The following is a 22,576-nucleotide window of genomic DNA, read 5'->3' on the forward strand; positions in this document are numbered from 1 at the left end:
TACTGTGAAATAATAATACAACGAAAGTCATGTTTACAGCTATTGTACGTTTTTCAATCAAGAAGAAGCTATTTGTAGGACTCACTACTCTCTTCCTGTTTATCGGAGGTATCTATGCGATGCTGACACTACCTATTGATGCCGTGCCCGACATTACCAATAATCAGGTACAAATAGTGACAGTATCCCCTACACTCGCGCCACAAGAGGTGGAACAACTCATCACTATGCCTATCGAAATAGCGATGAGCAATATTATGAATGTCGAAGATATCCGTTCCGTCAGTCGCTTCGGGCTATCGGTCGTAACGGTCGTTTTTAAAGAAAGTGTCCCCACACTTGATGCACGGCAGTTGATAAATGAACAAATACAAAGCGTAACAAGCGAAATTCCCTCCGAACTCGGAACACCGGAGATGATGCCCATCACCACCGGTCTGGGAGAGATTTACCAGTATATATTGAAAGTAGCTCCCGGATATGAGAAGAAATATGACGCAATGGAACTCCGCACCATTCAAGACTGGATGGTGAAACGTCAATTGTCCGGTATACCCGGTATAGTAGAAATCAATAGTTTCGGCGGTTACCTGAAACAATATGAAGTAGCCGTTGACCCGGACGCCCTGTTTTCTTTGAATATCACTATCGGCGAAGTGTTCGAAGCACTTAGCAGTAACAATCAAAATACCGGCGGAAGCTACATTGAGAAAATAAAGAATGCCTACTATATCCGGTCGGAAGGTATGATTACCCGCATCAAGGATATTGAACAGATTGTAGTGACCAACCGGAATGGAATTCCGGTACATATCAGTGATGTAGGAGTTGTCCGCTTCGGCTCTCCAAAGCGTTTCGGTGCCATGACAAAGGATGGTGAGGGTGAGTGTGTCGGCGGAATTGCCATGATGCTGAAAGGTGCCAACGCAAATGTAGTGACTCAAGAACTCGAAAAACGGGTAGAAAAAATACAGCAGCTATTACCCGAAGGAGTCAGTATAGAACCTTACTTGAACCGTTCGGAACTGGTAAACCGGAACATTTCTACGGTTGTTAACAACCTGATTGAAGGAGCGGTTATCGTCTTCCTTGTACTCATCCTATTCCTCGGCAACCTTCGTGCCGGGCTGATTGTCGCATCCGTCATCCCGCTGGCAATGCTCTTCGCTTTTATCATGATGCGTATATTCAATGTCACCGCCAATCTGATGAGTCTCGGTGCCATTGACTTTGGTATTGTAGTAGATGGTTCTATCGTTATATTGGAAGGTATTCTCGCCCACATTTACGGAAAACAATTCCGAGGCCGCACACTGACCCGCAAAGAGATGGACAAAGAAGTAGAAAAAGGAGCTTCCGGCGTAGCACGTTCGGCAACCTTCGCTGTGTTGATTATCCTTATTGTCTTCTTCCCCATCCTTACATTGAACGGAATTGAAGGGAAATACTTCACTCCCATGGCTAAAACACTTGTGTTCTGCATTATTGGAGCTTTAATACTCTCACTGACTTATGTCCCTATGATGGCATCCCTCTTCCTGAAGCATACCATTGTCGTGAAACCTACCCTTGCCGACCGCTTCTTCGAGAAATTGAACAAGATATACCAGCACACCCTGCGCACCTGTCTTCGTTACAAATGGCGTACCGTCATCGTAGCCTTCTCCGCACTGATCGGTTCACTTTTTCTCTTTACCCGCCTGGGAGCAGAGTTCATTCCCACTTTGGACGAAGGAGATTTTGCCATGCAAATGACACTGCCCGCAGGAAGTTCGCTGACCGAAAGCATCGAAGTATCCCGCTTGGCAGAGAAAGCATTAATGGATAAATTCCCTGAAATCAAACACGTCGTTGCCAAAATAGGAACGGCAGAAGTCCCCACTGACCCGATGGCGGTGGAAGATGCCGATGTGATGATTATCATGAAACCATTCAAAGAATGGACAAGTGCCGGAAGCCGTGCAGAAATGGTGGATAAAATGAAAGACGCACTTGCTCCGCTCTCCGAACGTGCCGAATTCAACTTCTCGCAACCGATACAGCTTCGCTTCAACGAGCTGATGACGGGAGCAAAAGCTGATATTGCCATCAAATTATATGGAGAAGACACGCACGAATTATATGAAAGAGCCAAAGAAGCAGCCACCTTTGTAGAAAAAGTGCCGGGAGCAGCGGATGTCATCGTTGAGCAAACGATGGGATTACCCCAATTGGTAGTGAAATACAACCGTGGGAAAATAGCCCGTTACGGCATCAATATAGAAGAGCTCAACACCATTATCCGAACCGCTTATGCCGGGGAGTCAACGGGTGTAATCTTTGAAAACGAGCGGAGATTCGATCTCGTGGTCCGGCTTGACCAGGAGAAAGTGGCCGACTTGAATCTTGATAAGTTGTTTGTACGCACTTCGGAAGGAATTCAAATCCCTGTTGGAGAGGTAGCAAGCATCGACCTTGTCAGTGGACCACTGCAAATCAACCGGGACGCAACCAAACGGCGCATCGTTATCGGTGTCAATGTGCGTGACGCAGACATTCAGCAGGTTGTCGCCAATATTCAAGAGACACTGAACAAGAACATCAAACTGAAACCGGGATATTACTTCGAATACGGCGGCCAGTTCGAAAACTTGCAAAATGCCATCAATACCTTAATGGTGGTCATCCCCGTGGCATTAATGCTCATTCTGCTGATTCTGTTCTTCGCATTCAAGAATATCACCTATACCCTGATGGTATTCTCAACCGTCCCCCTATCGCTCATCGGTGGTATCGCCGCACTTTGGCTACGCGGACTTCCGTTTAGCATATCGGCCGGAGTAGGATTCATCGCTTTGTTCGGGGTGGCAGTATTGAATGGTATCCTTATGGTAAATCACTTCAACGAACTTCGTAAACAAAATACCTATTCCATGACTACAAACCAGATTATCAAAAAAGGGACTCCACACTTGCTCCGTCCTGTATTCCTGACAGGACTGGTCGCATCTTTGGGATTCGTCCCGATGGCAATAGCCACTTCAGCCGGCGCAGAAGTACAACGTCCGTTGGCAACAGTGGTCATCGGCGGCTTGATTATTTCTACCGTACTGACTTTACTCATTATTCCGGTGTTTTACAAAATTGTAAATTCATTTGCTACCTGGAGACGTCCGGGAGTCAAACTGCGCTGGCCTTTCGGGGGATTGTGCCTCCTGTTCTTGTTTCTTCCCGCGTTCGTTTCCGCTCAACAAACACAAATAGTCAGTCTCGAACAGGCGATAGAAATAGCCAAACAAAATCATCCTCGCCTGAAAATAGCCAATAATGCTATTCAACAGGCCAAAGCCACTCGCGGAGAAGTGATAGAAGCAACTCCTACCTCGTTCAGCTATTCCTGGGGTCAACTTAATGGAGAAAACAAAAAAGACAAGGAACTGGCTTTCGAGCAAAGCCTAGGCTCCCTTCTAACACCATTCTACAAGAATGCGTTAGTCAACCGCCAGGTAAAAACGAACACATATTATCGGCAGATGGTAGAGAAAGAAATCACAGCAGAAGTGAAAAGGGCGTGGGCCTACTATCAATATGCCACTAATCTCTGTTCAATGTATCGGGATCAGGATAAAATGGCAGAAGAGTTGCAGCGCATCGGAGAATTACGATACCAACAAGGAGAGATTACCTTGCTCGAAAAAAATATGATGACCACCATAGCTGCCGATCTGCATAACCGCTGGTTCCAATCAAAAGAAGAAGAGAAAATGGCATTGGCACGTTTCCAATGGAGCTGCTACTCCAATGATCCCATTGTCCCCGTGGATTCCACTTTATCCTTATTCTATACCGGCATTTCGGATGGAAGCCTGTCGGGAGCCCATACTGCCTACTTTCAAAGCCAGGCAGATGAAGCGAAAGCAATGCTCCATGTAGAGCAGAGCCATTTCTTTCCTGAAATCAGTGTGGGGTATACACGTCAGGACATTCTCCCACTTAAGAATCTGAATGCTTGGATGATTGGGGTTTCTTTTCCCATCTACTTCCTGCCACAAAAGAGCAAAGTGAAGCAGGCACGGCTAACTGCCACTTCAGCGCAAATACAGGCAGATGCCAACATCCGGGAGTTAAGAAATAAGACACTCGAACTGGAAGCATCCCTCCGCAGATATAACGAGAGTTTACGATATTATACCTCTTCTGCCTTGAAAGAAGCGGATGAACTGACAAAAGCAGCCAACCTGCAATTACAGCAAAGCGAAACAGGCATTGCCGAATATATACAGTCGATAACTACCGCCAGAGAGATCCGCAGAGGCTATATTGAAACAGTCTACCAATACAACATTGCGGCTCTAGAATATGAACTATTCAAGTAGGTGGAAAATCGAGACATTGAATGACATACATCACCCAGAATAATTATTATAAAACATAAGATATGAAAAAGATAGTTTATCCCATCCTTTTACTAGTTCTAACGGCTTGCAAAGGAAACCAGCAAACTACAAATAACGAATCCGCCGCAATTCCCGTTGCCGAAACGATAGCAGATAGCACCGCACAACCCGAAGTGGATGCTATCACTTCAGCTACCTCAAAGCCTAATCAGGTTTCATTCAACGGACGAATCGTTCTTCCTCCTCAACGTCAGGCAACCATTGCTTTAACCATGGGAGGCATTGTAAAAAAAGCTTCTCTGCTTCCAGGACAATGGGTGGCTACAAACAGTGTAATTGCCACGTTAGAGAATCCGGAGTTCATCACCCTGCAACAAACTTATCTGGACAGTCACGCACAGACCGAATATCTCTTAGCTGAATACGAACGGCAAAAAAATCTTTCTGCCGAACAAGCAGCTTCCCAAAAGAAATTCCAGCAAAGTAAAGCGGACTTTCTCTCTATGAAGAGTCGCCAAGACGCCGCTGCTGCACAACTTTCTCTTTTAGGCGTTCAAACGGAGGCATTACTTAAGAACGGAATACAACCGCTACTGGAAGTCAAAGCCCCTATTAGTGGTTATGCCGCTAATGTAGCGATGAACATCGGCAAATATATCAATCCGGGAGAAGCGCTTTGCGAACTTATCGATAAAAGCAGCCCGATGCTTTGCCTGACTACTTACGAGAAAGATCTCGCAGACATACAAGTCGGCAGCCCGGTACAGTTTCGTGTAAACGGAATGGGGACACAAACCTTTCATGGCATCGTGATTTCCATCGGACAAAAAGTAGACGAAACCAATCGTTCGCTCGAGGTATATGCTTCCATCAAGGAAGAAAATATACAATTCCGCCCCGGTATGTATGTCACGGCACACATTCAGAAACAATAATTGACCAACTGTGCCAACAGCATTCACTTTTTATAACCGGTAACTCGTAATTTACCACTATCTTTGTTGTATGATAACCAAAGCAATAAAAAAAGATAAATATATACTTTCCACAGTCATCATCTCCTTAGCGGTTGCTGTACTGATTCATTTTCCTGAATCAGTATCTCTTTTCGACCGTTTCGAAAGTCATTCCTTGTTCCCGGGGATGAAGTTTATAGATGTGGCAAATGAAATACTGTTTACCTTTCTGTCACTATTGTTACTTTTTGCCATCAATACCCGTTTATTTCATTTCAATCAGGCTTCCATTAAAATTACAGGGACAAAGGTTTTGCTTTCCTTTATCGTGACATGGATATTGAGTAACTTGTCAGGACAGGTATTTGTTTTTCTTCACAGAACTTTTGATATTCCAGCCATCGATGCTATGGTACATCATTATTTGCATCCATTGCGGGATTTCATTGTTGCATGTCTCGTCACCAGCAGTTGTTGCATCATTCATCTTATATTCAAGCAGCAACTGGTACTTATTGAAAACGAACAGCTTCAGGCTGAAAATCTCCGCAACCAGTATGAAGTACTGAAGAATCAGCTGAACCCACACATGCTGTTCAATTCGCTGAATACGCTGCGTTCACTGGTACGCGAAAATCAGGATAAGGCCCAGGATTACATCCAGGAACTCTCTCGGGTACTAAGATATACCTTGCAGAGTAATGAGTCACAATGTGTCACTCTCCGGGAAGAAATGGAATTTGTTTCCGCTTATATATTTCTATTAAAGATGCGTTTCGAGAACAATCTGCAATTTAACATGAGGATAAACAATGCTTACGAAAAATTTCTTCTTCCTCCAATGGCGGTGCAAGTGTTGATTGAGAATGCAGTAAAGCACAACGAAATCAGCGACCGGAAACCGTTGACCATTCATATTGCGACGGACGATAACGGCAACTTATCTATCAGCAACGACATCCAGCCCAAATGGACTGCAACTCCCGGAACCGGTATCGGACTTGCCAACCTTGCCAAGCGATACAGGCTTTTGTTCAAACGGGATATACAAATAACGGAGGACAGAGAGTTTACTGTTTGCATTCCTTTGATTGAAAAATCACAACTAGAACAATAATCACCATGAAGATTGTCATTATAGAAGACGAAAAAGCAGCAGTACGAAACCTGACTTCACTGCTTAATGAGATAAAACCAAATGGAGAAATCGTGACCATACTGGATAGTATCAGTTCCACTATCGAATGGTTCAGTTCCCATCCGATACCGGAACTGGTATTCATGGATATTCACCTGGCAGATGGTTCCGCCTTCGAGATATTCAATCATATCAATATTACTTGTCCGATTATCTTCACGACTGCCTATGATGAATATGCATTACGTGCATTTAAAGTAAACAGCATCGACTATTTATTAAAACCCATCGGTAAGGAAGACATAGAACATGCTTTCGATAAGCTACAAGGTTTACAAGATACTGCTGATAAACACCAGTTTCCTTTTCCACAACAGGAGAATGAGCTACTGAAACTTATACATTCACTCCAAAAGCAGGAGAACTATAAAAGTCATTTCCTTATTCCTACAAAAGGAGACAAACTATTGCCTGTTTCTGTAGATATGATACAATTGTTCTATATTAAGGACTGTCAAGTCAAGGTAGTCTTAACTGATGAAACCGAATACTGTTTTTCTCAAACATTAGATGAACTTACGGACTGCCTCAATCCTTCTCTTTTCTTTCGGGCTAACCGCCAATATCTTATTTCGCGAGAAGCTATCAAAGATATTGACTTATGGTTCAACAGCCGACTATCCATCAATTTGTATTATTCAGGAATCAAAGAAAAAATACTTGTCAGTAAAGCCCGAGTAGCAGAGTTTAAAGAGTGGTTCTCTAAGAGAAAGCGTTGATCTCGAGGCATTGCCTTCTTAAAATAAATAGTAGAACAAAGTGTTTCACACCGAGAAACAAACAGTTTCAACCTTTGGAACAAACAGTTTCACGCCTTGAAACCAAAGGTATCCCCTGTTGAAACTTCTATTTACATACAAGCTTATATTTATATGCAGGCATGTTCATTTCAAACGGTGATAGATGAATGATTAGGTGATAGGTGGAAAACAATCTATCACCACCCTGAAAGCTCGATGAACAATGCGTTTCAGAAGGATGGTAATAGATTGAAAGAGGATTCCATTTTTACGTATGGAAAGTTAGAATATGTGCCATCATTCAATGACAGCTGCAAAGCCGCCATTTCTAACCATCTTTATAGTTAGCTGTTCTCCGGCTTTCACTTGGGCTGACTTGCAACGATAATCCATCGCCTGACGTCCTGCGTTGATACCATCCTCAAAAGATGTCATTTGATAAGAGCGGTCCTTATTCAGAAAATCTAACTTTATGGTAAACTCACGTTCCTTTTCACCATTGTTAGTCATTCCTCCTATAAACCACTTATCGCCTTTCCGTTTTGCTACAATAACATATTCACCCGCTTTAGCTTCCAGTGCCACGGTCTCGTCCCACGTTACGGGAACTTGTGTGATGAAACGGGTACAATCTTCATTACGATAATAAAGAGTAGGATTATCCGCCAACATCTGCAGACCACTTTCAAAAACCACAAAGAGTGCCAACTGATAAGCACGTGTTCCGATACTTGCAGCATTGGGACGTTCCGACCGATACACATTAGGCTGCATACTAATCATCGCTCCGGGAGTATAATCCATCGGGCCGACAGCATTACGCATAAATGGTAAATACAGACTATTATCCGGATAACAACCGCCCATTTGTTCCATGCCACGCACTCCCTCATAAGACAGTACATTCGGATATTTATATTCCAGACCGGCAGGTTTGAAAGAGCCATGAAAATCGACAAACAAATGATGTTTGGCTGCTTCCCGGGCTACCCGTTCGTAATAGTTGACCATCCACTGATCGCTTCTGTCCATAAAATCAATCTTAAGTCCTTTTACTCCCCATTCATTGAAAGTCTTGAAGAGATCAAAATTGTTTTCTACAGTCAACCATGTCAACCAAAGTACAATCCCTACATTTTTTTCTTTGCCATAACGAATCAACTCGTGCAAGTCTACTTTCGGATTAGGCGTATAAGGATCACGCGTACTTTTAGCCCAGCCTTCATCCATAATAATATATGGAATACCAAATTTAGAAGCAAAATCAATGTAATACTTATAAGTATCCAAGTTATAACCGGAAACAAAATTCACATCCGGTCCGTAAGGAGAAGCGTCATTCCACCATTCCCAGCTTACCTGTCCCGGTTTAATCCATGAAACATCCTGGAGCTGATTCTTTTCAGCCAGTTTATAAGTCATTGTGTTCTCAAGCAACTGCTTATCATTTTTACTTATTACAAAGTAACGCCAAGGATAATTTCTCGTACCTTTTGTTTTAGCAATGTAATCAGCTTCTTGAGTAATCTTCACGCTACGATCACTGTTTTCGGCAAACGCAAGCGGAGCTTTAGGAAAAACAGAAATCGCTCCGTTTGTGCCCGTTCCTTTGAGAAACATACATGGATAATCAGCCAGATCCGACTCGCTGATTAATATTTTATAGTCTTTGTGTGTGTCAATCAATACCGGCAAAACAGCTATCCGTTCTTCAGGCTTCCACGCTTTACTTTGAACATGTGTGTAAGGTTCCTCATAAGCTGTATGGAAGCCTCCCGGTTGTTGCAAGTGAAGAAGATAATCCGACGGGAAGTTGATAGCAAACTCTTCGCCCATTACTTCAACATCACCTTTTTGTGAGGTAATAAACCGGTAAGCAACTCCATCGTCAAAAGCACGGAATTCTACCGAATAGTTTTTGAAGGTCAGTAGCAATTGATTATAACGATTATTGACTTTCGAATATTTCAAAGGCACCACAGGAGTTAATTGCTCGTCGACACTCGTACGTTTCTGACGGTGCAGTTTGGGGTTTTCTCCCAACACCTGATTCCTCAATGTCAACTGAAGGGTATTGTCTTTCAACAATACATCTCCGTTATAATCTATACTATAATAGATTTTATCCGAGAGATTCAAGGACACTTTCAGCTCTCCATTGGGAGAAACCAACTCTAACTTATTCTGTGCACGAAGTAATGATGCCAAGCACAAACACACAACTAACAGGAAATATCTTCTCATGATTTAGATATTTAATTAATAATCGTTTTACATTGGCAAATGTAATAAAAACATCACTTCGTACTATCAAACGGACTGAGTAATACTCCTTCAAAAGTCATTTTCACTGGTTTGATATACCCGTTTTCATCAAATTTGCCTGATATTTCATTGTCTTTCCAGGCAACGACAAAGAAGGGGCTACCGCTTCATCCGATACCGCACGCTTATAGTTCGGTTTACTGCTCATGACAAAACGTAGTTTCACGCCATCACGTATATCCTCATATTTCAAATAAGACTTGTCATACTTCTTGCCATTCACATACAACTCCTTTACATACACATTCTTCGGCGACCAATTATCTGCTACCATTTCAATAACCTTTCCGTTACTCATCCGAACAGTTATTGCCTCAACGCAAGGAGAACCGATGTTATACATATTGCTTGAAGGAGCTACCGGATAAAAGCCAATGCAATTGAACATATACCAAGCCGACATCTGTCCGCAATCGTCATTGCCACTTAATGCATCCGGAGTATCGCCATAGAAACGTTCAGCAATCGTCCGTACCCACTTCTGACATTTCCATGGTTCTTTCAAATAATTATAAAGATACGCTACATGATGGCATGGTTCATTTCCGTGCCAATAAGCTCCGATACGGCCTTGAATATCATGTGCTCCCGGAATGTCATCCGGCAACTCTACCGTGAACAGTTCATCCAACCGATTGCGGAACCAGTCTTCGCCAGTTTCGTTCATATATCCTTGTACATCTTGTGGTACATACCAGGTATATTGTACAGTAAAGCCTTCCGTAATATCCCCCCATCCATTTACAGATCCGGGACCTTGATAAGCTACCGGAGTAAACGGTGTACGCCAGTTTCCCTGACTGTCCTTGCCACGCATATACTTCGTTTCCGGGTCAATCAAAGTCTGATAAGAGAGTGCACGATTCAAGAAATAACGATAATCATCCTCTTTACCCAAAGCCTTGGCAGCCTGTGCCATGCAATAATCATCATACGCATATTCCAAAGTTTTAGATACTGATTCCGCCTCTTTATCAAAAGGTACATATCCCATCATACAATACTCCGGCAAACAGTCATAATTCGGATTCATCGCCGTGGTCTTCATTGCTTCATACGCACGTTCGTAATCGAACCCTTTCACTCCCTTCACAATCATGTCAGCCAACACGGAAACTGCATGATAACCAATCATACACCAAGTCTCATTTCCATAAAACGACCAGATAGGCAGCATTTTCTCCACACTTTTATCATAATGAGCCAGCATTGAATTGGCAATATCGGCATTCACTTCCTGCTGAACCAGATTGAACCAAGGATGTAAAGCCCGGTAGGTATCCCAAAGAGAGAATACCGTATAGTTGGTAAATCCTTCGGCTTTCTCTATATTTTTATCTAATCCGCGAAATTGCCCGTCTGCATCCTGAAAGATAAACGGATGCAAAGCCGCATGATAAGCCGACGTGTAGAATGTTCTTTTCGTTTTACGGTCGGAAGTAAGCTTATATTTTCCAAGTTCTTTTTCCCATAGCGCTTCTCCTTTGGCTTTCAGATCATCGAAAGTGAGTCCGGCAAGTTCTGCCATATTGTTTTTCGCCCCGTTTGTGCTGACCGATGAAATAGCTGTTTTTACAATCACTTCCTCTCCGGCTTTTGTATCAAAAGAGATGCAAGCCATCAAATTCTTTCCCCAAGCCTCATAACTGCTACGAAACCGGGAGGTATTGTAAATCACCGGCTTCTTATTCTGCATAAAGCGCAAACCGGTCAACTTCTTAGAGAAAGTAGCCGTGAAATAGATATGCCGTTCCGGTCCCCAGCCTTTTACCAGTTTATATCCGGTGATGGTAGAATCATTTTCCATGCGCAGATTCGCCCATTCACAAGATTGCCATAAAGTATGGTTCATATCGATCATAATAAAAGCTTTATCCGATTGAGGATAGGTGAAGCGAAACATACCACTACGTACCCCCGACGTCATTTCAGCCTTTACTCCATAATCAGCCAGTTCAACCGCATAATAATTAGGTGACGCCCATTCCTTTTCATGAGAATAACGTGAGCGATATCCCTTTTCCGGCTCCTCACGTGTCCCCGGATCCAGTTTCATCTCTCCTGTTCCGGGAATAAACAAAAAGTCTCCCAAATCAGGTATACCGGTCCCGCTTAAATGAGTCAGACTGAATCCCAACAAGGTGGAATGATTATATTTATAACCGGAAGCCGCATCATAGTATTTACTATCTGTGTCCGGACTCATCTGAATTCCCCCGAAAGGAATCTGTGCACCCGGATACACATTGCCATAACCATCTGTTCCCACAAATGGATTCACATAATCAATCAGTTTCTCGGTTTGAGCCATGCCCGGCAAAATACTCACCAGACACGACCAAACCAAAAACAATCTCTTTTTACCCAATCTACTAGCCATATTTATTCTTATTGTGCTTGTATATCTCCTACCGCAACTTGATATTCATGCCACAGTTCATCAATATTATATTCGTCTCCCAAAACATGCTTGATAGCTCCATCAAACGACCAAGGCACCACCTCCAATGTACTCCGGTTGAACTTACGCAAGAATTCAGGATCTTTGTTGTCACGTAACCACACGAAGAAATAACCCGCCGTACGGTATCCATCCATATAATTTCCACCTTTCGGACGGGCATTCGGTCCGTCAAATCCTCCATTAGCAACCCGCACAGCATCTGCCATTCCCTCGATAAATGCCCAGAACACACGATTGGTTCCATAAGAGCCGATTCCCTGTGGCTCCAGCTGATATGCGTGCGTCAATTCATGCAAAAGTACCCCGCGTGTTTCAAAAAACAACTTCGCCGTATCATTCGCTGCAAAAGATTTTTCAATGTGACGTGTACTGTAGAAAATCGTCACATCACCATTACCACCACCTTTCGCAGAAATACCGTTGATATCTTCCAATGTATAATGTATCTTGTGCACTGCAGGAATACTATCTTCCGGAGAATTGTAAAGAGTAGCTAATACAGTACGTGCCTGTTCCTTGATGTACGATTCAGCATCGGGAATGATCCGGTGGTAAATGTCCGATCCCAGCGTTTCCGGTGCTTTGTCCTCAAACAATACAGCACCTGTATTGTACTCTTTCCATACATCAGAATTATCCTTCACCTGTTTTTGCACACTTGCAGCACAAGCCCCCATACCTATCAGCAGGCAGGCTGCATAGATTAAATGTATCTTTTTCATATTTCTTTATTGATTATTTGTTGATTCCATTAGTTAATGAATAAGGTTTATCCTCCGGTGATAATCCGCGGCGTTTGTTAGGTGACGCACCCATCTTGAATTCAAGCACGCCTCCTTTCAAAATGTCTTCATGTGTAATATACATCTTGTCGTATACTTTGCCGTTCAATTTCAGCGACTGCACGTAACGTTTCTTGTCGCTGACACCCGGCGCTTTAATCTCCAATGTCTTTCCATTAGGAAGCGTCATCTTCAGATAAGGCAGGTAGGGCGCTCCCAATACATACTGGTCTGTACCAGGACAAACCGGATAGAAGCCCATCACGGAGAAAAGGTACCATGCTGACATCTGTCCGCAATCATCATTTCCACCCAATCCGTTAATATCATTCTTATACATCTTATTCAGAATCTCACGCAGCCAATACTGCGATTTCCACGGCTGGGAAGTCCACGCATATAGATAAGGTACATGGTGGCTCGGCTCATTACCATGCACATATCCGCCTACCAAACATTCTTCCGTAATATCCTCATTATGTTCATAGTACTTCTCCGGCAGATGCATGGAGAACAGTTCATCCAGTCTCTGCACGAATGTCCTTTCTCCTCCCATCAGGTCGATCATGCCAAATACATCGTGCGGCACATGAAAAGAGAAATTCCATGAATTGCCTTCGATAAAACCTTCACCATAGGTTTGCAATACATCAAACTCTTTCTTGAAAGAACCGTCACTATAACGAGGACGTGCAAAACCAATACTTGTATCATAGATAGTACGATAATTGAGGGCACGTTTCCGGTAAGTCTCCGCTATTTCCTTGTTACCTGCCTTCAAAGCTGTCTGATAAATAGTCCAATCATCGTATGCATACTCCAAAGTAGAAGAGGCTGCTGTACCACTTTTGTCAAGCGGAATATATCCCAGCTTCATATAATCGGCTATACCTTCATAATACGGAACGGTGGATGTACTGACCATTGCCACCAATGCCTCATCTACATTCGAAAAGACACCTTTGGTTATTGCATCCGCCAGTACAGACACAGCATGATAACCGCTCATACACCAGTTTTCATTTCCCATCAGACTCCATACCGGCAACATTCCGTGCACGCTTTGTTGCTCATGTTTAATCATGGATTCCACCATATCCGCATTGCGTCCCGGTTTCACCAGATTCAGGAAAGGATGTTCCGCACGATAGGTATCCCAAAGGGAAAATATAGTATAGTTGGTGAATCCTTCTGCCCGGTGTATGTTATGATCCAGCCCACGATAGGAACCGTCTACATCCATATATACAGACGGATTAATCATGGTGTGGTAAAGGGAAGTATAGAACATTGCTTTCTGATCGGGCGTACCTTCGATCTCGAAATGATCCAGTTCGCTATTCCAGTCTGTCCGAGCAGTTTCCGCCAGCTGTTCGAAACTCTTTCCGGAAGCCTCGGCACGCAGATTCTGAATGGCCCCTTCCGTACTGACTGCCGACAATGCCACTTTTACGACCAGTTCCGAGTTGTTAGCGGTATCGAAGTTAAAGTAAGCCACAATTTTTCGACCTGTGATTTCGGGGAAGTTCTTTTCCAACTTGAAACGACGCCAAAAGCCATTGTACAATACTTTTTCCTTATCCTTATATCCGTAGTCTTTAATCGGCTGTGACAAAGAGATAGCAAAATAGGTATAATTCGTGCGCGCCCATCCGTTGGTGATACGGTATCCGGTCAACAAAGTATCGTTTTCTACCCTTAAATTAGCCCATAGTACTTTGCCGTCATAATTATAAATACCATGCACCAGATCCAAAATCAAATGCCCATCTTTTCCTTTCGGGAAGGTATATTTATGTATGCCCGTCCGTTGTGTTGCTGTCAGTTGGGCCTTAATGCCATAATCGTCCAGTATCACTTCATAATATCCGGGAACAGCCTTTTCTGTAGCATGATCAAAACGTGAACGGTATCCCTCTTCCGGGTAATCCGCCCGTCCGGGATTTAACTTCACATCGCCAACAGCAGGCATCAACAAAATGTCTCCCAAGTCAGAATGTCCCGTACCACTAAGATGAGTGTGACTGAAGCCAACAATAGTCTTGTCTCTATATTGGTAACCGGCACAATACTCGTAGGCATTTTTCTGATAAGCTCCATTTACATTATGCGGAATTGTGTCTGTGTCCGGACTCAACTGTACCCATCCGAAAGGAGTGCAAGCACCGGGAAAGGTGTGCCCCATTCCATTAGTCCCGATTATCGGATTCACATAGTCCACCGGTTGTTGAGCTATGGCGGACAAAGTTGCTGCCGCCATAGTCACCATCAATACTTTCTTTCTCATATTATTCATAGCTGCTTACTTTACGTCACGAGAGAATGAATATGGGAAGTCTGATTCGTTGATACCTCTTCCCTTATTCGGTTTGTTATCCATATCAAACACCAGACGCCCGCCTTTCAACAGATCGAAATGGTTCAGATAATTCTTTGTATAATTCTTGCCATTATAATTCAATGAACGAATATAACGATTATCATCGTTATTCTTCGGGGCGGAGATTTCCAATTTCTTACCGTTCTCCAGTGTAATCGTTGCTTTCTTAAAGTAAGGAGCTCCCATCACATATTCATTGCTGCCCGGACATACCGGATAGAAACCCAATGCGGTAAATACATACCAAGCCGAAGTCTGACCGTTATCTTCATCTCCACAATAACCGTCCGGAGTAGGAAGATAGAGGCGGTTCATCGTCTCACGCAACCAATATTGGGCTTTCCAAGGCTCGCCGGCATAGTTATACAAGTAAATCATGTGCTGGATAGGCTGGTTGCCATGCGCATAGTTACCCATGTTAGCAATTTCCATTTCACGAATCTCGTGAATCACTCCTCCATAATAACTATCATCAAATACAGGAGGAAGATTGAATACAGAATCAAGCATGCTGACAAACATCTTCTTGCCGCCCATCAGATCAACCAGTCCTTGTACATCGTGGAATACCGACCATGTATAATGCCAACTATTTCCTTCCGTAAAGGCATCTCCCCATTTAAAAGGATTGAAAGGAGTCTGGAAAGTTCCATCGGAATTCTTTCCCCGCATCAACTTAGTTTCCGGATCGAACAGATTACGGTAGTTCTGGCTCCTTTTCTTATAAACATCCAGTTCTTCTGCCGGACGACCTAATTTTTCACCCATACGGTAGATGCACCAGTCATCGTATGCATATTCCAATGTGCGTGCCGCATTCTCATTAATTTTCACATCGTACGGCACATAACCCAGCTTGTTATAATATTCATATCCACGACGTCCGGTAGTAGAAACTTTCGGATGTACGCTATTGGCTCCTTTCAGTAGACCTTCGTACATTTTTTCTGCATCCGCTTTGGTTACATTCTTCATAAAGGCATCTGCTACTACAGAAGCAGAATTGTTCCCAACCATGCAACCACGATGGCCCGGACTTGCCCATTCGGGAAAGAATCCACTTTCAAGATAGGTATTCAACAGGCCTTCCTGCATCTTCTCACCCATTGAAGGATATATCAAATTAACAAATGGAAACAGGCAACGGAAAGTATCCCAGAATCCAGTATCGGTAAACATATATCCCGGACGGATTTCACCATTATAGGGACTATAATGTACTGTCTCCCCCTTACTGTTTACCTCGTAAAACATACGAGGAAACAACACCGAACGATACAAGCAAGAATAGAACGTACGCATACGATTCTCATCGCTGTCTTCAACCTTGATACGCCCCAAGACATTGTTCCATGCCTTACGTCCGGCCTCTTTTGTCTGTTCGAAGGTCTTGTTTCCAATTTCTTTCAAATTCAGTTCTGCCTGTTCGGGGCTGATGAATGAGGATGCCACTTTTGCGTGTACTTGTTCTCCCTTCTTCGTCGAAAATCCAATAGCTGCACCGACATGATTGGATTGCAGTTCAAGATGTGTTTCAACCAAATGATAGTCTGCCCATACTTTATTGAAAGTAAAAGGCTTGTCGAACTCTATCACAAAGTAATTCTTAAAGTTTTGAGGAACACCGCCACTATTGCGTGTCGTATAACCGACTATTTTATTTTCTTCAGGAATCACTTTTACATACGAACCGCGGTCGAAAGCATCTACCACCACATAGGCATCAGAAGTTTCAGGGAAAGTGAAACGGAAATATGCGCAACGTTCTGTCGGAGCTATTTCAGTTGTCATGTCATACTCGGACAAATAAACACTGTAATAATAAGGAGTGGCTTTCTCGGCTTTGTGAGAGAACCATGAAGCACGACTGTCCTGATCGATCTTCAACTGTTTAGTCATCGGCATGATTGAGAACTGGCCATAGTCATTGATCCACGGACTGGGCTGATGAGTTTGCTTGAAACCTCTGATTTTGTCGGATGCATAAGTATAAGCCCAACCGTCACCCATCTTCCCGGTTTGTGGCATCCAAAAGTTCATTCCCCAAGGCAACGCAATGGCAGGATATGTATTTCCATTGGATAGTGATATTTTCGAATCAGTCCCCATTAAAGGATTCACATAGTCTACCGGTTGCTTTTGCGCAAAAGTAGAGGAAGCTCCCAATAGCAGGGCTATTGCGAATGATAGTAGTTTCTTTTTATTCATGGTCTACGAATTAAGCTATTAATACTAGATTATCAAGTCTTTTTTATTTACGTTACAAATTAAAGCATCTTTCAGCAATTATCAGTCCTCTGATACGCCAAAATAAGAAAAAATAGCAGTATAGTCAATCAAAGGAAACGAGTGTCAACGAGAGTACAAGTTAAATAATTGAGAATCAACATATAATATTTATGTGCATACTACGAGAGTACAACCGGAAGACTAACTGTTTAAGCAATAGAGAGAGGATAATTTGCCTTTACCCTCTCTCCAATTCTATTAGAAACAAATATTTCTTATTACCTAATTAATTCCATCCCGGATTCTGATGTCCTTCCAAAGCTGGATTAGCCTGAATTTCATCCAACGGGATAGGCCATAACAAAGCATATTCGGGAATCGCACCGGCTCTTGTGCTTCCATCGGGCTTGTTTTGGATTTGAGCCGATGCAAGAGCAGTCCATTTCAATTTTCCTTCGGTAGATGCTTCCGGATACAAACGAGTACGACGAATGTCATCCCAAATCTTAAATTCCAACGGTAACTCATGCAAACGTTCAGTCAAAATCGATTGTATTAAATCGTTTCCTGTAGCCGTCTCATCTGCCAATCCAGCACGTTTACGCACTTGATTGAGATAATATTTAGCTCCACCGACAGCATTATCTTCATGGTTTGTACGTGCCAGACCTTCGGCTGCAATCAGCAAGACTTCCGCAAAACGGAATACCGGCATATTATAATCACCATCGTGACCACTAATCAAGGCATTTTCATCAAACCATGCCCAGTTACCTGCATTGTTCAAAGTATAAGTCTTTCCTGCAGCATCGGTATATTGCTTAAAAAAGAACTGTTTCTCATGTCCCCGAATATCATTAGAGGCATAGCTGTCAAGCAACATATCACAGGGAAGGTATGCATTATACAGCACGTCTCCTCCCGGATGGAACACTCCCCACTGAAAAGCATCTGTCCCGATAGAACGACAAGCATAAGAGTTACCTACACTATAATCACTATAATTGTATTCTTTAGCATAAATGATTTCAGCTGATTCTTTCGTTGTCTTAATCACATTATACGCAGAGTTCAAATCATCAGTCGTTCCATTCGGATGAATAAGTCCGTGAGGACTATCATTAATCACTTTCAATGCCATCTGTGCAGCTTTTCCATAATAGTCTGCCCCCCCGTTTAACGGTGCACCAGCCCATTGTAGATAAACTTGTGCCAGCAAAGTCTGCGCCATTGCTCTGGTAACATAACAGCCATTTTCATAGAACGTTTTATTCGGCAATGCATCTCCATTGACAATATCCAGTAAGTCGGCTTCAATCTTCTTATAGATCTCTTCGGCGGAAAGACGTTCTTTGTACATTCCTTCTGTAGAAGTGTAAGGTTCTGAAATATAAGGAACGCCACCAAATTCTTTGACTAGCCAAAAATACCCGTATGCACGGAAAAATTTACCTTGAGCCACATAATTATTAATAGTAGCCTCATCCAGCACACCGGTCATTGTCGGAATATTGGCTATAACAAAGTTGGCACGTGAAATACCTTTATAGAATTCATGCCAGTATTTCATTGCAATTTCATCAAAAGACTCAATATTGAAATTACACCCTTCGGATGCAGTAGTAAATGTTCTATCCTTACGCTTATCAACGTATAATCCGGACACAATACCACCCCACATTGTCGCTTTAGGAGTCCAGCCACCACCTACATCAGTGTTATGTAAATAAGGTACACCACCGAAATACAATGCGTTCACACCCGACTCCGCATCAGCTTTCGTCTTCCAGAATTGGTCAGATGACTTCATATCCAATGGTTCTTCTTTCAGAAAATCGTCGCATGAATTCAACAACACAGAAAGTGAACACATACAAAATGCAGATATATATACTTTTAATAGTTTCATAATTCTTATGGTTTTTATAACGGTGAATTAAAATGCTACATTAAGACCGAACGTAAACGTTCTCGGACGCGGATAGGTGAAGAATTGGCGGTTAGCCCCCCATTTGTTGTCACCTAAACGAGATGAGTTATCCGGATCGTATCCGTTATAGTCCTTAGAAGTAATCAGGAACGCGTTATTCACATTCGCATACAAACGCAATGAAGACAGACCGATCTTCTTAATCAATGTTGGATTGAAGGTATATCCGAGCTGAATCATGTTACAACGCAAATAAGAACCATTGCAAACCCAGTCATCATCTGCCTGGTTATTAGCTCCCTGACCAAAGTTGTTCAGACGAATTGCCTGTTCTTTACCCGACGGATTGAGAGTTGGATGCCATGCTTCCTTATAAAGACGATCTATACCGTTAGTCAGGAAACGGGCTACAGTAGAGTGATAATATTCTTGCATCACGTCTACCCCCCATGTAAACTGGAAGTCTAAAGTCAAATCGAATCCTTTATAATTGAAGGTATTGATGAATGAGCCCATCCAGTCAGGTAATCCGTTACCGATAATTTCGCGTTTCTTATAAGTTACCTTTTCACCGATAGTGGAAGGTATGTTCATTGTCTCCGGATCCCAGTTAGACGGAATACCATCGTAAATACCGGCACGCTTATAACCATAGAAAGAAGAAAGCTCTTCACCTTCACGGATCAACATATCGTAACCCACAAAACCGTCGGTTGTAATCTGACGCTTACCGGTGACAGGATCAACAGATGCACTTTCATCCAGTTTCTCTACACGATTTTTGTTAAAACCTAAATTAAGAGTGGAAGTCCACTGGAAATCATGTGTCTGAATAGGATATGCTGTAACTAGAATATCTACACCACGATTGGAAACAGCTCCAATATTATCCATAATGGAAGAGTAACCTGTTGATTCAGGAACCGGACGGTCGAGCAACAAATCTGAAGTATATTTATAATAATAGGAAATATCGAAATTCAGTCTGTTATTGAATAAACCCAACTCGAATCCTAAGTCCCACTGTCCAGTCTTTTCCCATTTCAAGTCAGGATTAGGCATATTATCCAGATAAGACACAACGTGCAAAGCATCACCAATAATCGTATTCGACTGGCTTACCGTGGCCAATGACTTATAAGTACCGATTTCCGAGTTACCCGTCACACCGTAAGACGTATGTAATTTTAGTTTGCTAATCAGCGAGTTGTCCTTCAAGAAGTCTTCATTAGAAATCATCCAGCCCAAACCTACTGACGGGAAAAATGCATATTTATTGTTCTGTCCAAACTTGGAAGAACCGTCATAACGACCGGTTACGGTGGCCATATACTTGTTGTCATAAGAATACGCCAGACGCAAGAAATAAGAGTTCATTGCCCACTTGTCGTAATCACTGCCAACAGAAGGACGATTCGTTCCGGAACCTAAATTATAATATCCGTAGAAGTCATCAATATATTTACTGTCGGAAGCTTCGAACTTGGTATATTTATACTCTTGCCAAGACATACCTGCCATCGCATTAATATGATGTTTGTTTATATCTTTCACATAAGTCAAGTAGGTTTCTTCCTGCCAATACAAAGAATTGGAGTTATTTGCAGAAGCTGCTCCCTCGGAACTTTGATTAATCATCGGACGCGGAGTGAACGGCGTATAGTTAGCGTCACGATTATTGTGGTAATCGATACCGAACTGGGTCTTCAGATCCAATCCTTTCATGAGATGGAAAGTCAAAGCAGCATTACCAAAAATCTGCGTACGATATTGCATAGCCTGCATCCGTTCGAGCAACTCAACGGGATTACCTACACCTTCCGGGCTGAATCCTTGTTTTCCACTATTAGGGTCAGCCTGATTATTGAGAATAGAGCTTGTATTAATAATGTTCGTCTGTGTATATTCACCATCCAGTTTAACCGGTAAGAAAGGTAGTTGCTCAATCATTGTACGCAATGCACCTTGTCCGTAAGGGTTATCAGAAGTTCTATTACCCCAAGTATGATTTACCAATAAATTGACGGAAGTAGACAGCCAATCGGTCGGTTTGTCATCATACGCCAGTTTTGCGTTAATACGTTTGAAGTAAGAGTTCAGCAAAATACCCTGTTGATCGGTATAATTGATAAATGCTCCGATAGACGATCCTTCTCCAGTACGTTGAATACTGATTTGGTGATTATGAGAAATTGCAGTGCGGGATGCTTCATCCTGCCAGTTGGTATTATATTTCGGAGAACCGTCTGCATTGAACAAACGTTCGTCAGTGAATATCTGCGACAGATCAGTTGTGAAGTTCTTACCTTGAAATTCGTTGGCATTTTCCAATCCCTGCTTGAAGGTAGACATCCATTCGTTAGCATCCATTACGTCTATTTTTCTAGCCATCTTACCGATAGACAATGAACCATCATAGGAAACATGGACTCCTTTTCCTGCATTACCGCGCTTGGTAGTCACCATGATAACACCATTCGCACCACGGGCACCATAGATGGCAGCAGAGGAAGCGTCTTTCAATACTTCGATAGATTCGATGTCATTCGGATTAAGCAACTCAAAGTTTGACATTACCACTCCATCAACTACATACAGCGGTGAAGCCGATGCGTTGATAGTAGAAATACCACGAATGATGACACGTGATTCTCCACCCGGCTGCCCAGTATTAGAGAAGATATTCACACCGGCCACTTTACCCTTCAATCCGTCAAGCGCATTAAAAGACTGCGCTTTCAGCATGTCTTTACCTTTGGCTGTGGAAATGGAACCTGTCAAGTCTGATTTGCGCATGGTACCATAACCTACAACTACTACTTCGTCCAGTGCTTTCGTATCCGATTGCAGAACTACGTTCAGAACATTGCTCTTTAATTCCGATACTTTAAATTCTTGTGTGATATAACCAATATACGAAAATACCAAGGTGGCATTGGAAGGAACAGAGAGGGTGTATTTACCGTTAATGTCAGTGATTGTTCCAGTACTGCCGTTTTTAACTTTCACCGTACCACTGATAACCGCCTCTCCTTGATCATCGGTTACCGTACCGGAGATTGATTTTACAGATTGAGCATTAATACTCAAACTCAACATCATACCTATTATAAATAAGGTAAGATACTTTAGTTTTTCATTCATAATTCCTTTAGTTTTGATTAGTAATAAGGTTAATCCCTTTTAAAAAGATTAC

11 protein-coding genes are annotated in these 22,576 nt (G+C 42.6%); 4 read left to right on the top strand and 7 right to left on the bottom strand.

Features of this window, described 5'->3' with window-relative positions; all coding sequences use genetic code 11:
• The first annotated feature begins 29 nt into the window (after window positions 1-29).
• The 4 genes from I2I04_RS05185 (at window position 30) to I2I04_RS05200 (ending at window position 7,249) form a co-directional block, all read left to right on the top strand.
• On the top strand, window positions 30-4,355 hold the full coding sequence (locus I2I04_RS05185) for a CusA/CzcA family heavy metal efflux RND transporter (RefSeq protein ID WP_195654522.1): 4,326 nt from the start codon (window positions 30-32) through the stop codon (window positions 4,353-4,355).
• A 62-nt stretch (window positions 4,356-4,417) separates the two neighbouring features.
• Window positions 4,418-5,311, top strand: coding sequence for an efflux RND transporter periplasmic adaptor subunit (locus I2I04_RS05190; RefSeq protein WP_143259100.1), 894 nt, complete (start codon window positions 4,418-4,420; stop codon window positions 5,309-5,311).
• Window positions 5,312-5,381: 70 nt separating this feature from the next.
• Window positions 5,382-6,449, top strand: coding sequence for a sensor histidine kinase (locus tag I2I04_RS05195; RefSeq protein ID WP_143259099.1), 1,068 nt, complete (start codon window positions 5,382-5,384; stop codon window positions 6,447-6,449).
• 5 nt (window positions 6,450-6,454) lie between these two features.
• Complete coding sequence (locus tag I2I04_RS05200) at window positions 6,455-7,249, top strand: LytR/AlgR family response regulator transcription factor (RefSeq protein WP_195654523.1); 795 nt, start codon at window positions 6,455-6,457, stop codon at window positions 7,247-7,249.
• 318 nt (window positions 7,250-7,567) lie between these two features.
• Here the strand turns inward: I2I04_RS05200 and I2I04_RS05205 are convergent, their stop codons facing one another.
• The 7 genes from I2I04_RS05205 to I2I04_RS05235 all read right to left on the bottom strand — a co-directional run bounded on the left by I2I04_RS05205 (window position 7,568) and on the right by I2I04_RS05235 (window position 22,524).
• Window positions 7,568-9,514: a glycoside hydrolase family 97 protein gene (locus tag I2I04_RS05205; protein ID WP_143259097.1), complete on the bottom strand. Its 1,947-nt coding sequence runs from the start codon at window positions 9,512-9,514 to the stop codon at window positions 7,568-7,570.
• Between the two features lie 103 nt (window positions 9,515-9,617).
• Complete coding sequence (locus tag I2I04_RS05210; RefSeq protein WP_195654524.1) at window positions 9,618-11,975, bottom strand: GH92 family glycosyl hydrolase; 2,358 nt, start codon at window positions 11,973-11,975, stop codon at window positions 9,618-9,620.
• Between the two features lie 8 nt (window positions 11,976-11,983).
• Window positions 11,984-12,781: a basic secretory family protein gene (locus tag I2I04_RS05215; RefSeq protein WP_143259095.1), complete on the bottom strand. Its 798-nt coding sequence runs from the start codon at window positions 12,779-12,781 to the stop codon at window positions 11,984-11,986.
• A gap of 13 nt (window positions 12,782-12,794) precedes the next feature.
• Window positions 12,795-15,137, bottom strand: coding sequence for a GH92 family glycosyl hydrolase (locus I2I04_RS05220; RefSeq protein WP_195654525.1), 2,343 nt, complete (start codon window positions 15,135-15,137; stop codon window positions 12,795-12,797).
• Between the two features lie 6 nt (window positions 15,138-15,143).
• Window positions 15,144-17,429, bottom strand: coding sequence for a GH92 family glycosyl hydrolase (locus I2I04_RS05225; RefSeq protein ID WP_195470222.1), 2,286 nt, complete (start codon window positions 17,427-17,429; stop codon window positions 15,144-15,146).
• A 307-nt stretch (window positions 17,430-17,736) separates the two neighbouring features.
• Window positions 17,737-19,359, bottom strand: coding sequence for a RagB/SusD family nutrient uptake outer membrane protein (locus tag I2I04_RS05230; protein WP_195654526.1), 1,623 nt, complete (start codon window positions 19,357-19,359; stop codon window positions 17,737-17,739).
• Window positions 19,360-19,386: 27 nt separating this feature from the next.
• On the bottom strand, window positions 19,387-22,524 hold the full coding sequence (locus I2I04_RS05235) for a SusC/RagA family TonB-linked outer membrane protein (RefSeq protein WP_143259091.1): 3,138 nt from the start codon (window positions 22,522-22,524) through the stop codon (window positions 19,387-19,389).
• Window positions 22,525-22,576: the final 52 nt, after the last annotated feature.

Source organism: Bacteroides sp. 1001136B_160425_E2 (assembly GCF_015559655.1).
In the GTDB taxonomy this organism is placed as follows: Bacteria; Bacteroidota; Bacteroidia; order Bacteroidales; family Bacteroidaceae; genus Bacteroides; species Bacteroides luhongzhouii.

Bases quoted from the DNA above. Each gene is read 5' to 3' on its own strand.
- I2I04_RS05195 (WP_143259099.1), top strand. From the start codon at position 5,382: ATGATAACCAAAGCAATAAAAAAAGATAAATATATACTTTCCACAGTC.
- I2I04_RS05230 (WP_195654526.1), bottom strand. From the start codon at position 19,359: ATGAAACTATTAAAAGTATATATATCTGCATTTTGTATGTGTTCACTT.
- I2I04_RS05185 (WP_195654522.1), top strand. From the start codon at position 30: ATGTTTACAGCTATTGTACGTTTTTCAATCAAGAAGAAGCTATTTGTA.
- I2I04_RS05235 (WP_143259091.1), bottom strand. From the start codon at position 22,524: ATGAATGAAAAACTAAAGTATCTTACCTTATTTATAATAGGTATGATG.
- I2I04_RS05220 (WP_195654525.1), bottom strand. From the start codon at position 15,137: ATGAATAATATGAGAAAGAAAGTATTGATGGTGACTATGGCGGCAGCA.
- I2I04_RS05190 (WP_143259100.1), top strand. From the start codon at position 4,418: ATGAAAAAGATAGTTTATCCCATCCTTTTACTAGTTCTAACGGCTTGC.
- I2I04_RS05200 (WP_195654523.1), top strand. From the start codon at position 6,455: ATGAAGATTGTCATTATAGAAGACGAAAAAGCAGCAGTACGAAACCTG.
- I2I04_RS05225 (WP_195470222.1), bottom strand. From the start codon at position 17,429: ATGAATAAAAAGAAACTACTATCATTCGCAATAGCCCTGCTATTGGGA.
- I2I04_RS05210 (WP_195654524.1), bottom strand. From the start codon at position 11,975: ATGGCTAGTAGATTGGGTAAAAAGAGATTGTTTTTGGTTTGGTCGTGT.
- I2I04_RS05205 (WP_143259097.1), bottom strand. From the start codon at position 9,514: ATGAGAAGATATTTCCTGTTAGTTGTGTGTTTGTGCTTGGCATCATTA.
- I2I04_RS05215 (WP_143259095.1), bottom strand. From the start codon at position 12,781: ATGAAAAAGATACATTTAATCTATGCAGCCTGCCTGCTGATAGGTATG.